Annotated in this window: 12 protein-coding genes; 8 read left to right on the forward strand and 4 right to left on the reverse strand. The window is 71.3% G+C overall.

Annotation, left to right across the window (positions count from 1 at the left end):
- Positions 1-172 precede the first annotated feature (172 nt).
- The 4 genes from ABTZ54_RS11720 to ABTZ54_RS11735 are packed head-to-tail and all read left to right on the forward strand — an operon-like array spanning position 173 to position 5,949.
- Entirely contained in the window at positions 173-1,345 is a 1,173-nt protein-coding gene (locus ABTZ54_RS11720; protein ID WP_351660298.1) for a CaiB/BaiF CoA transferase family protein, read from the forward strand.
- Positions 1,342-2,493 (forward strand): acyl-CoA dehydrogenase family protein, encoded by a 1,152-nt coding sequence (locus tag ABTZ54_RS11725; RefSeq protein WP_351660302.1) that lies wholly within the window; start codon positions 1,342-1,344, stop codon positions 2,491-2,493. The genes ABTZ54_RS11720 and ABTZ54_RS11725 overlap by 4 nt, the downstream gene beginning before the upstream one ends.
- A 22-nt stretch (positions 2,494-2,515) precedes the next feature.
- Positions 2,516-3,730: an acetyl-CoA C-acetyltransferase gene (locus ABTZ54_RS11730; RefSeq protein ID WP_351660305.1), complete on the forward strand. Its 1,215-nt coding sequence runs from the start codon at positions 2,516-2,518 to the stop codon at positions 3,728-3,730.
- 38 nt (positions 3,731-3,768) lie between these two features.
- Positions 3,769-5,949 (forward strand): 3-hydroxyacyl-CoA dehydrogenase NAD-binding domain-containing protein, encoded by a 2,181-nt coding sequence (locus tag ABTZ54_RS11735; RefSeq protein WP_351660308.1) that lies wholly within the window; start codon positions 3,769-3,771, stop codon positions 5,947-5,949.
- On the opposite strand, the gene ABTZ54_RS11740 is transcribed toward ABTZ54_RS11735, so the two are convergent.
- From ABTZ54_RS11740 to ABTZ54_RS11750, 3 genes are all read right to left on the reverse strand, one after another.
- A complete protein-coding gene (locus tag ABTZ54_RS11740; protein WP_351660311.1) occupies positions 5,930-6,679 on the reverse strand; it encodes a MerR family transcriptional regulator in 750 nt (249 codons plus the stop codon). The genes ABTZ54_RS11735 and ABTZ54_RS11740 overlap by 20 nt on opposite strands.
- An 85-nt stretch (positions 6,680-6,764) precedes the next feature.
- Entirely contained in the window at positions 6,765-7,301 is a 537-nt protein-coding gene (locus ABTZ54_RS11745) for a hypothetical protein (protein WP_351660314.1), read from the reverse strand.
- Positions 7,298-7,930: a TMEM175 family protein gene (locus ABTZ54_RS11750; RefSeq protein ID WP_351660317.1), complete on the reverse strand. Its 633-nt coding sequence runs from the start codon at positions 7,928-7,930 to the stop codon at positions 7,298-7,300. The genes ABTZ54_RS11745 and ABTZ54_RS11750 overlap by 4 nt, the downstream gene beginning before the upstream one ends.
- Positions 7,931-8,264: 334 nt before the next feature.
- Between ABTZ54_RS11750 and ABTZ54_RS11755 the strand changes: the two genes are divergently transcribed.
- From ABTZ54_RS11755 to ABTZ54_RS11770, 4 genes are all read left to right on the forward strand, one after another.
- The gene (locus ABTZ54_RS11755; RefSeq protein WP_351660319.1) at positions 8,265-8,825 is read left to right on the forward strand and encodes a DUF4232 domain-containing protein; all 561 of its coding nucleotides are present in this window, start codon (positions 8,265-8,267) and stop codon (positions 8,823-8,825) included.
- 39 nt (positions 8,826-8,864) lie between these two features.
- Positions 8,865-9,347 carry a macro domain-containing protein gene (locus ABTZ54_RS11760; protein WP_351660322.1) on the forward strand — a complete coding sequence of 161 codons (483 nt, stop codon included), beginning with the start codon at positions 8,865-8,867 and terminating at the stop codon, positions 9,345-9,347.
- 85 nt (positions 9,348-9,432) lie between these two features.
- Positions 9,433-9,861: a hypothetical protein gene (locus tag ABTZ54_RS11765; protein ID WP_351660324.1), complete on the forward strand. Its 429-nt coding sequence runs from the start codon at positions 9,433-9,435 to the stop codon at positions 9,859-9,861.
- 167 nt (positions 9,862-10,028) lie between these two features.
- A complete protein-coding gene (locus ABTZ54_RS11770; RefSeq protein ID WP_351660856.1) occupies positions 10,029-13,496 on the forward strand; it encodes a M28 family peptidase in 3,468 nt (1,155 codons plus the stop codon).
- A gap of 66 nt (positions 13,497-13,562) precedes the next feature.
- On the opposite strand, the gene sph is transcribed toward ABTZ54_RS11770, so the two are convergent.
- Positions 13,563-14,567, reverse strand: a complete 1,005-nt coding sequence (sph, locus tag ABTZ54_RS11775) for a sphingomyelin phosphodiesterase (protein WP_351660327.1) — start codon at positions 14,565-14,567, stop codon at positions 13,563-13,565.
- Positions 14,568-14,608: the final 41 nt, after the last annotated feature.

Consider the following 14,608-nt stretch of genomic DNA (forward strand, 5'->3'; position numbering starts at 1 on the left):
CGGTCCCCGCCCGCGCCGTCCCCCGGCGCACAGGTCGTCGGCGGACTCTAGCGGAAGTCGCGGCCGGCGCAATTTCCAAGCGCTTGCTCGGCTCGGGGGCTTGTGCCGAGTGGAACGCGTTCCTAGCATCTCCGGTGTTACATCATCACTGTCACACACCTCTGGGGGCTCGATGAGCACACCGCGCCACGCCCGCCCCGGCCCGCTCTCCGGAGTCCGGGTGGTGGAGCTCGCGGGCATCGGCCCCGGCCCCTTCGCGGCCATGCTCCTCGCCGACCTCGGCGCCGACGTCGTCCGCGTCGACCGGCCCGGCGGGCCCGGCCTCGGCATCGACCCCGCGTACGACCTCACCAACCGCAACAAGCGCTCCGTCCTCGTCGACCTCAAGGCCGAGGACGGCCGGGACACCGTCCTCGACCTGGTCGCGCGGGCCGACATCCTGATCGAGGGCTACCGGCCCGGCGTCGCCGAACGCCTCGGCGTCGGCCCCGAGCCCTGCCTCGCCCGCAACCCGCGGCTGGTCTACGGCCGGATGACCGGCTGGGGCCAGAGCGGGCCGCTCGCCCCCACCGCCGGTCACGACATCGCGTACATCGCCCTCACCGGCACCCTCGGCATGATCGGCCCCGACCCGGACGGCCCGCCCACCGTCCCCGCCAACCTGGTCGGCGACTACGCGGGCGGCTCCCTCTACCTCGTCATCGGCGTCCTCGCCGCCCTCAGGCACGCGCGCGAGCACGGCGAGGGGCAGGTCGTCGACGCCGCCATCGTCGACGGCACCGCCCACCTCTCCACCATGATCCACGGCATGCTCGCCGCCGGCGGCTGGCAGGACCGGCGCGGCGTCAACCTGCTCGACGGCGGCTGCCCCTTCTACGGCGTCTACGCGACCGCCGACGGCGGCCACATGGCGGTCGGCGCCCTGGAACAGCGCTTCTACGAGGAGTTCGCTCGGCTGCTCGGCCTCGGCGAGACCGCTGCGGCCCGCGGCGACCTCGCCCGCTGGCCCGAGCTGCGGGACGCCGTCGCCGCCCGCTTCCGCACCCGCACCCGGGACGAGTGGACCGCCGTCTTCGACGGCACCGACGCCTGCGTGGCCCCGGTGCTCTCGCTGCGCGAGGCGCCCGGCCACCCGCACCTCGCCGCCCGCGGCACCTTCGTCGAGCACGAGGGCCTCGTCCAGCCCGCCCCCGCGCCCCGCTTCTCCGCCACCCCCGGCGCGGTCCGCACCGGACCCGCCCGGCCCGGCGCCGACACCGACGAGGTCGCCCTCGACTGGTCCGTACCGTCGCTGACCGGCGCCACCCCGCCCCCCGACGCAGCCGCCAAGGAGCCCTCCGCATGAAGCGCCAGCTCTACACCGCCGACCACGAGGCCTTCCGCGAGACCGTCCGCGCCTTCCTCGCCAAGGAGGTGCTGCCGCACTACGAGCGGTGGGAGAAGGACGGCATCGTCTCCCGCGAGGTCTGGCGGGCCGCCGGCCGGCAGGGCCTGCTCGGGCTCGCCGTCGACGCGGAGTACGGGGGCGGCGGCGAGCCGGACTTCCGCTACAGCGTCGTCCTCGCCGAGGAGTTCACCCGCGCCGGCACCCCCGGCCTCGCCATCGGGCTGCACAACGACATCATCGGCCCCTACCTCACCTCGCTCGCCACCGACGAGCAGAAGCGGCGCTGGCTGCCCGGCTTCTGCGACGGCGAGCTCGTCACCGCCATCGCCATGACCGAGCCCGGCGCCGGCTCCGACCTCCAGGCCATCCGCACCAACGCCGTCGACCACGGCGACCACTGGATCCTCAACGGCTCCAAGACCTTCATCTCCAACGGCATCCTCGCCGACCTGGTGATCGTCGTCGCGAAGACCACCCCCGAGGGCGGCGCCCACGGCCTCTCCCTCCTCGTCGTCGAACGCGGCGCGGAGGGCTTCGAGCGCGGCCGCAACCTCGACAAGATCGGCCAGAAGTCCCAGGACACCGCCGAGCTCTTCTTCACCGACGTCCGCGTCCCCAAGGAGAACCTGCTCGGCGAGTTGAACGGCGCCTTCGTCCATCTGATGACCAACCTCGCCCAGGAGCGGCTCGCCATCGCCGTCGCCGCCATCGCCGGCGCGGAACACCTCCTGGAGCTGACCACCGCGTACGTCAAGGAGCGCGAGGCCTTCGGACGCCCGCTCGCCAAGCTGCAGCACGTGCGCTTCGAGATCGCCGAGATCGCCACCGAGTGCGCCGTCACCCGTACCTTCGTCGACCGCTGCGTCGAGGAGCACACCGCGCCCGGCGGACCGGGACTGGACGCCGTGCACGCCTCCATGGCCAAGTGGTGGGCCACCGAACTCCAGAAGCGGGTCGCCGACCGGTGCCTGCAACTGCACGGCGGATACGGCTACATGAGCGAATTCCCGGTGGCCAGGGCCTTCACGGACGGCCGCATCCAGACCATCTACGGCGGGACGACCGAGATCATGAAGGAGATCATCGGCCGTTCCCTGCTCGCCTGACCCTCATGCGAAAGGCAACATCGTGACCACCGAAGCGTACGTCTACGACGCTATCCGCACCCCGCGCGGCCGCGGCAAGGCCAACGGGAGCCTGCACGGCACCAAGCCGATCGACCTCGTCGTCGGCCTCATCCACGAGATCCGCTCCCGCTTCCCCGGCCTCGACCCGGCCGCCATCGACGACATCGTCCTCGGCGTCGTCGGCCCGGTCGGCGACCAGGGCTCCGACATCGCCCGGATCGCCGCCGTCGCCGCCGGACTGCCGGACACCGTCGCCGGAGTCCAGGAGAACCGCTTCTGCGCCTCCGGACTCGAAGCCGTCAACATGGCCGCGATGAAGGTCCGCTCCGGCTGGGAGGACCTCGTCCTGGCCGGCGGCGTCGAGTCCATGTCCCGGGTGCCGATGGCCTCCGACGGCGGCGCCTGGTTCGCCGACCCGATGACCAACATCGCCACCAACTTCGTCCCCCAGGGCATCGGCGCCGACCTCATCGCCACCATCGAGGGCTTCAGCCGCCGCGACGTCGACGAGTACGCCGCCCTCTCCCAGGAGCGCGCCGCCGCGGCCATCAAGGACGGGCGCTTCGACCGCTCCGTCGTCCCCGTCGTGGACCGGGCCGGGCTCACCGTCCTCGACCGCGACGAGTTCCCGCGCCCCGGCACCACCGCCGACTCCCTCGCCCGGCTCAAGCCCTCCTTCGCCGACATCGGCGAGCTCGGCGGCTTCGACGCGGTGGCGCTGCAGAAATACCACTGGGTCGAGGAGATCGACCACGTGCACCACGCGGGCAACTCCTCCGGCATCGTGGACGGCGCCTCCCTCGTCGCCATCGGCTCCAAGGAGGTCGGTGAGCGCTACGGGCTGACGCCCCGCGCCCGGATCGTCGCCGCCGCCGTCTCCGGCTCCGAGCCGACCATCATGCTCACCGGACCCGCCCCCGCCACCCGCAAGGCGCTCGCCAAGGCCGGACTGACCATCGACGACATCGACCTGATCGAGATCAACGAGGCCTTCGCCGCCGTCGTCCTGCGCTTCGTCAAGGAGATGGGCGTCAGCCTCGACAAGGTCAACGTCAACGGCGGCGCCATCGCGCTCGGCCACCCGCTCGGCGCCACCGGCGCGATGATCCTCGGCACGCTCGTCGACGAGCTGGAGCGGCAGGACAAGCGCTACGGCCTCGCCACTCTCTGCGTCGGCGGCGGCATGGGCATCGCCACCATCGTCGAGCGCGTCTGACCGCCCGGTCCGAACCCCCTTACGGAGAAGCAGCAGTCATGAGCGAGAGCACCACGATCCGCTGGGAGCAGGACGAGACCGGTGTCGTCACCCTCGTCCTGGACGACCCGAACCAGTCCGCGAACACCATGAACCAGGCCTTCCGGGCCTCCATCATCGCCGTCGCCGAGCGCGCGGAGGCCGAGAAGGACTCCATTCGCGGCATCATCTACACCTCGGCGAAGAAGACCTTCTTCGCGGGCGGCGACCTCAAGGACATGATCAAGGCAGGACCCGAGGACGCCCGGGCGATCTTCGACGCCGCCCTGGAGATGAAGCGCGCGCTGCGCCGCATCGAGACCCTCGGCAAGCCGGTCGTCGCCGCGATCAACGGCGCCGCGCTCGGCGGCGGCTACGAGATCGCGCTCGCCTCCCACCACCGCGTCGCCCTCGACGCCCCCGGCTCCAAGATCGGCCTGCCCGAGGTCACCCTCGGCCTGCTGCCCGGCGGCGGCGGGGTCGCCCGCACCGTACGCCTCATGGGCATCACGGACGCGCTGCTCAAGGTGCTGCTCCAGGGCACCCAGTACGCCCCGAAGCGCGCGCTCGACAACGGCCTGGTGCACGAGCTGGCCGCCACCCCGGAGGAACTGCTCGCCAAGGCGCGCGCCTTCATCGACGCCCACCCCGAGTCCCAGCAGCCCTGGGACGTGCCCGGCTACAAGATCCCCGGCGGCACGCCGTCGAACCCGCGCTTCGCCGCCAACCTGCCGGCCTTCCCCGCCAACCTGCGCAAGCAGCTGAACGGCGCCCCCTATCCTGCCCCCCGCAACATCATGGCGGCGGCCGTCGAGGGCTCCCAGGTCGACTTCGAGACCGCGCTCATCATCGAGAGCCGGTACTTCACCGAGCTGGTCACCGGCCAGACCGCGAAGAACATGATCCAGGCCTTCTTCTTCGACCTCCAGGCCGTCAACTCCGGCGCCAACCGCCCCCAGGGCATCGCCCCGCGCAAGGTCCGCAAGGTCGCCGTCCTCGGCGCCGGCATGATGGGCGCGGGCATCGCGTACTCCTGCGCGCGCGCGGGCATCGAGGTCGTCCTGAAGGACGTTTCGACGGAATCCGCCGCCAAGGGCAAGGCCTACTCCGAGAAGCTGTGCGCCAAGGCCGTAGCCAAGGGCCGCACGACCCCGGAGAAGGCCGACGCGCTCCTCGCCCTCATCACCCCCACCGGCGACGTGGCGGACCTGGCGGGCTGCGACGCCGTCATCGAGGCGGTCTTCGAGGACACCGCGCTCAAGCACAAGGTGTTCCAGGAGATCCAGCACGTGGTGGAGCCCGACGCGCTGCTCTGCTCCAACACCTCCACCCTGCCCATCACGGTCCTCGCGGAGGGCGTGGAGCGCCGGGCCGACTTCATCGGCCTGCACTTCTTCTCGCCCGTCGACAAGATGCCGCTGGTCGAGATCATCAAGGGCGGGGCGACCGGCGACGAGGCCCTGGCCCGCGCCTTCGACCTGGTCCGCCAGATCAACAAGACCCCGATCGTCGTCAACGACTCGCGCGGCTTCTTCACCTCCCGCGTCATCGGCCACTTCATCAACGAGGGCGTCGCCATGATCGGCGAGGGCGCCGAGCCCGCCTCCGTCGAGCAGGCCGCCGCGCAGGCCGGCTACCCGGCGAAGGTCCTCTCCCTGATGGACGAGCTGACCCTCACCCTGCCCCGCAAGATCCGCAACGAGTCGAAGAAGGCGGTGGAGGAGGCCGGCGGCACCTGGACCTCCCACCCCGGCGAGCTGGTCGTCGACCGCATGGTCGAAGAGTTCGGCCGCACCGGCCGCAGCGGCGGCGCGGGCTTCTACGACTACGCCGAGGACGGCAAGCGCGGAAAGCTCTGGCCCGGCCTGCGCGAGCACTTCACCAAGCCGGACGTGGCCATCCCCTTCGAGGACATGCAGGAACGCATGCTCTTCGCGGAGGCCCTGGACACCGTCCGCCTCGTCGAGGAGGGCGTCCTGACCTCCGTCGCCGACGCCAACATCGGCTCCATCCTGGGCATCGGCTTCCCCGCGTGGACGGGCGGCGTGCTCCAGTACGTCAACGGGTACGAGGGAGGCGTCGCCGGCTTCGTGGCGCGCGCCCGCGAGCTGGCGGCGACCTACGGCGAGCGCTTCACCCCGCCCGCGCTCCTGCTGGAGAAGGCGGAACGGGGCGAGATCTTCACGGACGCGGCGTCCTGAACGCCGCCCCGAGCTCCTCGCTCAGCGACCGCTGAAAGGCCGTGACGAGGGCCTGGATCACCATCGGCTGCATCTCCGCCGAGAGCGACTTCATCGCGGCCAGGTGATCCGGGTCCTCGCCGCTCTCCCGGTACGGGTTCCACACCTGCTCCCGGAAGAGCCGGGCCAGCTCCTGCGCGGCCTCCCGCGCGTGCGCGAGCAGCACGGTCCGGGAGGCCAGAATCGTCTCGTGCCCGATGGGCACATCGAGCAGCTCGACCCCCAGCCGCAGCAGGGACCCGTCCAACCGGAACACGTCCGGCTCCGCCCCCCGCTCCACCACCCCCATGGCGGCCAGCCGCTCCACGTCCCGGTCCGCGAGCACCCGCCCCGCCCGCCGCTCCAGCTCACGCCGCGTGATCTCCTCGGCCGACTCGGGCGCCCAGGCCGCGACCAGCGCCCGGTGCACGGCCAGGTCCCGCGCGCTCAGATCGGCCGGCAGCTGCTCCAGATACCGCTCGATCGCCGCGAGCGTCATCCCCTGCCGCCGCAACTCCTCGATCAACGCGAGCCGCGACAGATGCCCGGGCCCGTACCACCCGACCCGCCGCGCCCCGATCACGGGCGGCGGCAACAGCCCCCGCGTCCCATAGAACCGCACCGTCCGCACGGTCACCCCGGCCCGCGCGGCCAACTCGTCCACGGTATAGACGGGCCCGCCACCCTGGTGCTCGTCGCTCGGCTGCTCCATGGTTGAACAGTATTGCTGTCTCACCAGGTCTGTAAAAGAGTGGGACCGACCGGGTGCTGCGCCAGGCCCTCCGCACGGGCTCCGCTCAGAGCGATTGCACAGGCGTGCCCAGGATCTCCAGTCCGACCTGCCTCGCGAGCCACCGGGCGCGCTTCAGGTCGCTCATGCCCACGCAGATGTAGAGCATGTGCGACTCGGCGCCCTGCGGAGGCGGCGCAAAGTACAGATCCCGCGAGTTGAACGCGATCTGCACCCCGCTGTACTCCGTGTCGCGGTACCCGAAGGTCGCGGCAGGCCAGGCCCCCACGTCCCACCGGAGCCAGGCCGGAGCATCGCCCAGAGCCCCCACGAACGCCTCCTCGAAGGTCCCCTCGGCGATGTCCTCGGGAACCTCCAGCGCCAGCGGCGTTTCCTGCCCGAGATAGTCGGCCCCCTCCGGCACCACGACGGCGAGCCGCCGCAGCGATGCCTCGTCGGCCGCCCGGACTTGCCCGTCGACCGTGGTCAGATGCCGATTCTCCGCGAGCCGGAGCAGGCGCCGGGCCATGGTGAACGCTTCAGCGGCATCGGAGGTCGCCATGACCGGAAACGCGTATGAGCTACCCATGATGTTGGTCTTCATCTCCTTCTACGGGTGACGCGACCCGCCGCGGCGAGCACGAGTGGTGCCGTGAGCCAGCAAAGGTACGCGGCGGGGCCCCTCAGCAGGAACGCGAGGGGAATGGACGCCCCGAAGACGGCGGCCAGGCAGACGCTCCGGACCAGGCTCTCGGCGAACACCTGGGGCGGGGCGTCCGTGTCGTACAGGTGTGCGCGCCGGATCTCGCGGATGATCAGCGCGAACAGGGTGGACGCCAGGACCTGGACGAGCGCGTACAGGCTGAAGCGCGGCGGGAAGGCGCCGTCGGCGGTGAGCACCCGGGTCGCGAACGGCATCAGGACCTGCATGAACAACCACGCCAGGGTGAGGGTGGTCAGGCGGCTGTCCAGGGCGCGGACGTAGCGGAAGATCTCGTGGTGGGCGCGCCAGTGGGCGGAGATCACCACGAAGCTGATCCCGAAGGCGAGGTACTCCTTGGTGTGGTCGGCGATCGAGTCGAGCATGGCGCCCGTGGTGTCGCCGGAGGGGATGGGTAGGTCCAGCGCGAGGAGGGTGAGCGCGATGGCGACCGCCGCGTCGACGAACGCGGTGAGCCGGTCGGCGGCGCGAACGCCCGCTGTGCCGGGCTCGTGGCCGGTGTGGGTCGTCATGGTGAGGAACAACTCCCTGTGGCTCAGGCGCGGGTCTCGGTCACCGTCCGGGACGCGACCGTCGTCCACAGACTGCCGCAGCCGAAGGCGCCGACGGCCGCATGGACACCCCTTCGGTCGGTCGAACTCCGCTCCCGTGGCCGGACGGACCCCGGCGGGCTCGATACGGGCGCCCGCCATTCGTACTTCCTGTTACCGAATGCGGACAGAACGGAGTGAACGTGGCCCTCCCCCGCGTCATCTTCCGGGGTGCAGCGAAACAGCCGACACGGTCGGTTCCCTCGCGGGGGCGGGGGAGGCGCCGTGTCCCACCGAGCATGGGAGGGCTTTCCTCATGACCACCACGCACCTTTCCCGCCGCACCGCCCGCTCCGCCGCCCTGGCCGCCGTCACCACCGCGCTGGCGCTGGGACTCGCCGCCTACGGCAGCGGCGACGCCGACGCGAACGGCCGGGGCGCGACGGCCGGCGTCCAGGCGTGCCGCGGGGACGAACTGATGGTCACCGCGGTGCACCGGTTCGCCGGACAGCAGGGCGACCACCTGCTGATCACCGCCTCGAACGCGGGCGCCAAGCCCTGCTGGGTCACCTCGTACCCGGCAGTGAAGCTGGGCGGTGACGTCGACGCCGCCTCGCTGCCGCACTCCACGAAGGACAACCCGGGCGGCGACCGCCGCATCACGCTCCGCGCGGGAGGCAAAGTGTACAGCGCGGTCAACCTCTTCGACTACGGCCCGAACCACCACACGGCGCAGTCCTTTGCCCTCGCACTGCGCGGCACCGACGGCCGCGAGGGCCCCTTCTACTCCGTCGACGCCAAGGGCGAGAGGCCGCGGTTCAGCTGGAACGAGGCCGACGTCCTGAACTGGAACACCGAGAAGCCGTACGACTTCTGACGGCCTTCCGTTGTCAGTGGTGGCTCGTACGGTGAGGTCATGAGTGGGATCGAGTACGTACGGGGGGACGCCACCGCGCCGCGCGGTAAGGGGGTCAAGGTCGTCGCGCATGTCTGCAACGACCTGGGTGGCTGGGGGAAGGGCTTCGTCCTTGCCGTCTCGGCGCGTTGGGCCGAGCCGGAGGTGGCGTACCGGCGTTGGCACCGGGAGCGGGCGGGGAACGACTTCGGGCTCGGGGCGGCGCAGTTCGTGCGGGTGGAGCCGTATGTGTGGGTGGCCAATCTGGTGGGGCAGCGGGGGATACGGGCGGGGCGGAGCAGTGGGGTGCCGGTGCGGTACGAGGCGGTCGACGCGGCGCTCGGGCTGCTCGCGGACAAGGCGGTGGAGTTGGGGGCCTCCGTGCACATGCCCCGGATCGGGTGCGGGCTCGCCGGTGGTCGGTGGGCGCGGGTCGAGCCGCTCGTCGCCGAGCGGCTGGTGGCGCGGGGGATTCCGGTCACGGTGTACGACTTCGGCGCCTAGCCGTGGGGGGCGGCGGGGGAGGGTGGGGGCCTGGCGCTAGAGTCAGGCGGCTGTTCGAATTTGGGTGCTCATAGGGGGGCAGGGTATGCAGGCGCAACTCAGGGAGAAGGCGGCCGAGTTGGCTGCCGTGTTGTGGAAGGAGCACACCGTTTACCGCGAGCGCGGGGGTGGTGTGGTGATACGGGGCGAGCATGTCCGGCGGTGGATCAGTCTGGCGCCGACCGGGGGTAAGGACCAGGCGCTCGTGCGGGCCGGGCGGATCCTGGACGGGGGGACGACCGCGCCCGCGCGGCTGGAGGTCGTCGTGGAACTGTCGGCGGGGACCTCCGAGCTGGCCGCGGTCTGCCGCAGGCTGCTCGCCGAGACGGCCGCCGACTCCGGGCCGGCCGCGCCCGCTCCCCGGCGGGCGCCGCGCAAGGGCCGGCACACCGGCTTCGGCTCCTGGGTGGCGCTGCTCTGTGTCGCGGCGGTCGTGGGCTTCTGGGCGTACAGCGTCTTCGGGTCGCTCTACTGAGGGGGGCCGGAATCGGTCGGTTCCGGGGGGCATAACGCGGGTCTTATGGCTGTAGGGATGACCTCCGTTCGCCATGTCCACGCCCATACTCGGCGGCGATGACACCCGAACCCCCACGATCGGAGTGCACGTTGCAGCCCATCAGATGGACGGCGGCCGTGGCAGCGATGGCGCTGTCCGCGAGCCTCGTCGGCGCTCTCGCCGGAACGGCGTCGGCGGCGCGGCCGTCGGCGGCGCAGAAGGACAGTCCCGTGGCCCGCGCGGTCGCGGCCGCGGACCTCGCGGTCGACAGCGGTCTCGACACGCTGGTCAACTCGGCCCAGGAGCAGTACGAGCGACGTCTCGTCACCCCTTGGGTGAAGGACCTCTACTCGGTTTCGTACGAGCGCAGCTATCGCGGCCTTCCGGTCGTCGGCGGTGACGCCGTGGTCCTCGCCGACGGCTCCGGCAGGATCCGCGCCCTCCAGTCCGCCTCCTCCGTGCGCATCGACGTGGCCACCCGGCCGTCGGTCACCGCGAAGCGGGCCGAGGCCGCCTCGCGCAAGCGGCTGGTCTCGGTCGACAAGGTCGAGAGCAGCCGGCTCGTCGTCCGGCTCAAGGACGACAAGCCGACGCTGGCCTGGGAGACCGTGCTGCGCGGCCGAACCAAGAGCGCGCCCAGCAAGCTGCATGTCTTCGTGGACGCCCGTACCGGTGCCGTCGTCGATACGTACGACGATGTCGTCGCGGGCACCGGCAACAGCAAGTGGAACGGGCCGGGGCCGGTCGCCATCGCCACCACCGCCTCGGGCTCCACGTACTCGCTCCGCGACCCCGGCCGGACCGGCCTGAGCTGCGCCGACTACAGCACCAACGCGGTCTTCTCGAAGTCCTCCGACTCCTGGGGCACCGGCAACCCCACGAGCAAGGAGACCGGCTGCGTCGACCTGATGTTCGCCGCGCAGAAGCAGTGGGACATGCTCGGCCAGTGGCTGGGCCGCAACGGCGTCGACGGCAACGGCCGCAGCTTCCCCGGCAAGGTCGGGCTCAGTGACCTCAACGCCTACTGGGACGGCAGCTCGGTCACCATCGGGCACAACAGCGCCAACGAGTGGATCGCCGGCGTGGACGTGGTGGCCCACGAGTACGGGCACGCCATCGACACCAACACCCCCGGCGGCACCAGCGGCCAGGAGGCCGGGCTCGGCGAGGGCACCGGTGACATCTTCGGCGCGCTGACCGAGGCGTACGCCAACGAGCCCGCCCCCTACGACGTCCCCGACTACACCGTGGGCGAGGTCATCAACCTCCAGGGCCGCGGCCCGATCCGCAACATGTACAACCCGCCCGCCGTCAACAACGACCCGGCCTGCTACAGCTCGGCGATCCCCGGCACCGAGGTGCACGCCGCGGCCGGCCCGCTGAACCACTGGTTCTACCTGCTGGCCGAGGGCACCAACCCCGGCGGCGGCAAGCCCAGCAGCAGCACCTGCAACCAGAGCACCCTCACGGGCGTCGGCATACAGACCGCCGGCAAGATCTTCTACGGCGGCATGCTGCTCAAGACCAGCAGCATGAGCTACAAGAAGTACCGCACGGCGACGCTCAGCTCCGCGAAGTCGCTCGACGCGACCTGCGGCCTCTTCCTCAAGACGAAGGCGGCCTGGGACGCGATCACCGTGCCCGCCCAGTCGGCCGACCCGACATGCACCCCGAGCGGTCAGAACGACGACTTCTCCATGTCGCTCAACCCCTCGTCCGGCACCCTTCAGCAGGGCGGCTCCGTCACCACCACCGTCGGCACCGCCGTCACGACCGGCGTCGCGCAGTCGGTGACGCTGACCGCCACCGGCCTGCCCGCCGGGGTGACCGCCTCCTTCAACCCCGCGACGGTGCAGTCCGGCCAGTCCTCGGTGCTGACCCTGACCGCCGCCACCACCACGGCACCCGGCACGTCCACCATCGGCGTCAAGGGCCAGGGCACCACGCTGTCGCACACCGCCGACTACACGCTCAACGTCGGCGGAACCCAGCCCGGCAACGACCCGCCGGACGTCGACGTCGCCAACGTGCAGGCGCACCTGGCCCAGCTCAACACCATCGCCAGCCAGAACGGCGGCAACCGCCGCGCGGGCAGCGCCGGTTACACCCAGTCGCTGGCCTACGTGAAGGGCAAGCTGCAGGCCGCCGGATACACGGTCACCGAGCAGAACTGCTCCTCCTGCACCTACCCGTCGAACAACCTGATCGCCGACTGGCCGGGCGGCCCCGCCGACCAGGTCGTCATGTTCGGCGCGCACCTGGACAGCGTCTCGGCCGGCCCCGGCATCAACGACAACGGCTCGGGCTCGGCGGCCCTGCTTGAGAACGCCCTGGTCCTCGCCCAGAAGAACCCGACGATGACCAAGCACGTCCGCTTCGCCTGGTGGACCGACGAGGAGCAGGGCCTCAACGGCTCCGCGTTCTACGTCAACCGCCTCACCGCCACGGACCGCGCGGCCATCAAGGCGTACTACAACTTCGACATGGTCGGCTCCACCAACGGCGGCTACTTCATCAACAACCTCAACTCCACCGCCGCCGCGCCCCTCAAGGCGTACTGGACCTCCCTGAACCTGGCGCCCGAGGAGAACGTCGAGGGTCAGGGCCGCAGCGACGACTACTCCTTCCAGCAGGGCGGCATCGCGACCTCCGGATACGCGGCCGGCGCGAGCGCCCGCAAGACCTCGGCGCAGGCCCAGAAGTGGGGCGGCTCCGCCAACACCGCGTACGACTCCTGCTACCACAGCGCCTGCGACACCACGAGCAACATCAGCGCCACGGTGCTGAACCGCAGCTCCGACGGGATCGCCTACACCGTCTGGAAGCAGGCCGTCGGCGGCACCGCCCCGGCGCAGGACTTCTCCGTCGGCGTCAGCCCGGCCGCGGGCAGCGCGGCCCCCGGCGGGTCCGTCTCGGCGACGGTGAACACCGCCACCGTGAGCGGCGCCGCCCAGACCGTGGCTCTCTCCGTCACCGGCGCCCCGGCCGGCGTGACCGCCACGCTCAGCCCGGCGTCCGTCCAGTCGGGCAGCTCCTCGGCCCTGTCCGTCCAGGTCGGCGCGAGCACCACGCCCGGCACCTACACCCTGACGGTCACCGGCACGGGCACCGTCAGCCACACCACCACGTACACGCTGACCGTCACGGGCGGCGGCGGCTCCTGCACGCCGCGCCAGCTCGTGGTCAACGGCGGCTTCGAGAACGGCAGCAGCCCGTGGACCGCGAGCGCGGGCGTGATCACCAACGACTACCGGCAGACGGCGCACGGCGGCAGCTACATGGCGTGGCTGGGCGGCCGGGGCACCAGCTACACCGAGAACGCCGCGCAGTCCGTGACCATCCCCACGGGCTGCGCCTCCTACCGGCTCTCGTTCTTCGTCCACATCGACACGGACGAGACCGAGAACGTCGCCTATGACGTGGCCACGCTCACGGTGGGCGGCCGGCAGCTGGCGTCCTACTCCAACCTGGACGCGGTCTCGGGTTACGTCGAGAAGTCGTACGACCTCTCGTCCTTCGCGGGCCAGACCGTCACCGTCGGCTTCACGTCGGTGGAGGACCAGTCCCTTCAGACCTCGTTCGTCCTGGACGACGTCTCGCTCCAGGTGAGCTGAGCCCCGGCGCCCCTCCTGACCGCTGAGTACGGCCCGGCCCCCGGCAACCGGGGGCCGGGCTTCCGGCTAGTTCGCCGCGTACGCCGTCACCGGGTAGTGGTCCGACAGGTTCGTGTACGTGTAGCTCTTGCCCCAGCTGGAGACGGTCCAGGGCGCGCTCTGCTCCAGGACCACGTTGTTCGTCCAGCCCGCCGGGCGCGCGTTCCCCGCGCGGTACAGGACGTAGTCCAGGTCCTCGCGCGGGTCGGTCGGGTAGCGGTAGTTGGCGATCGAGTTCAGCGCCGTGTCGAAGGAGTACGGGTGGCCGGTGCGGGCGTCCGCCCCGACAAGGTCCGCGTCGGCGAGCATGGTCGCGTACTCGGGCGTGTGCGAGTCCACGTTCATGTCGCCCGCGACGATGACCTCCTCGTCCGCCGGGATGTTCTTGGCGTCGAGGAACGCGTCGATGGTCTTGAACTGGCGGCTGCGCATCTGCGCCGCCTCGCCCGCCGAGCAGCCCGGGTCGGTCGACTGCGCGTGGGTGCCGACGACGTGCACCTTCGTGCCGTTCACGTCGAGGACCGCGTAGACGAAGCCCTTGTTCGACCACCAGTCCGCGCCGCACGCGTCCTTGTAGACGTACTGCTCCTTGCGGACCACCGGCCACTTGCTGAGCAGCGTCACCCCGCCGTCCTCGGGGGTCGTGGCGGAGTACGAGCCGCCGGTGGCGTCCCAGCCCGACTTGGAGCGCCCCACGACGGGCGTCTGGTACGGGTACCGCGCGGCGGCGTTCGCCTTGAGCGCGTCGGAGGCGGCGTTGTCGAAGGCCTCCTGGAGCACCACCACGTCGTTGCCCTGGAAGAAGGGCGCCGCGGGGATCGCGGCGGCCCGGTGGTCCTGGCCCCAGTTCGGGTAGAGGTTCTTGGACATCAGGAAGGTGTTGTAGGTCAGCACCTTCAGACGCGGCGTCGTCGCGGCGGTGTCGCCGGCCGAGGCGGCCGAAGCCGCGGGCGCCACGGCGGTGAGCGTGGCGGCGGCGAGCGCGACGGACAGGGCCGCGCCGGGGATCCGGCGGAACGTGGAGAACGGCACTGGAAACTCCCGTGAAAGTATGGGGGTCGGAGGACCGGCGC

Source organism: Streptomyces sp. NPDC094032, from assembly GCF_040303965.1.
Taxonomy (GTDB): domain Bacteria; phylum Actinomycetota; class Actinomycetes; order Streptomycetales; family Streptomycetaceae; genus Streptomyces.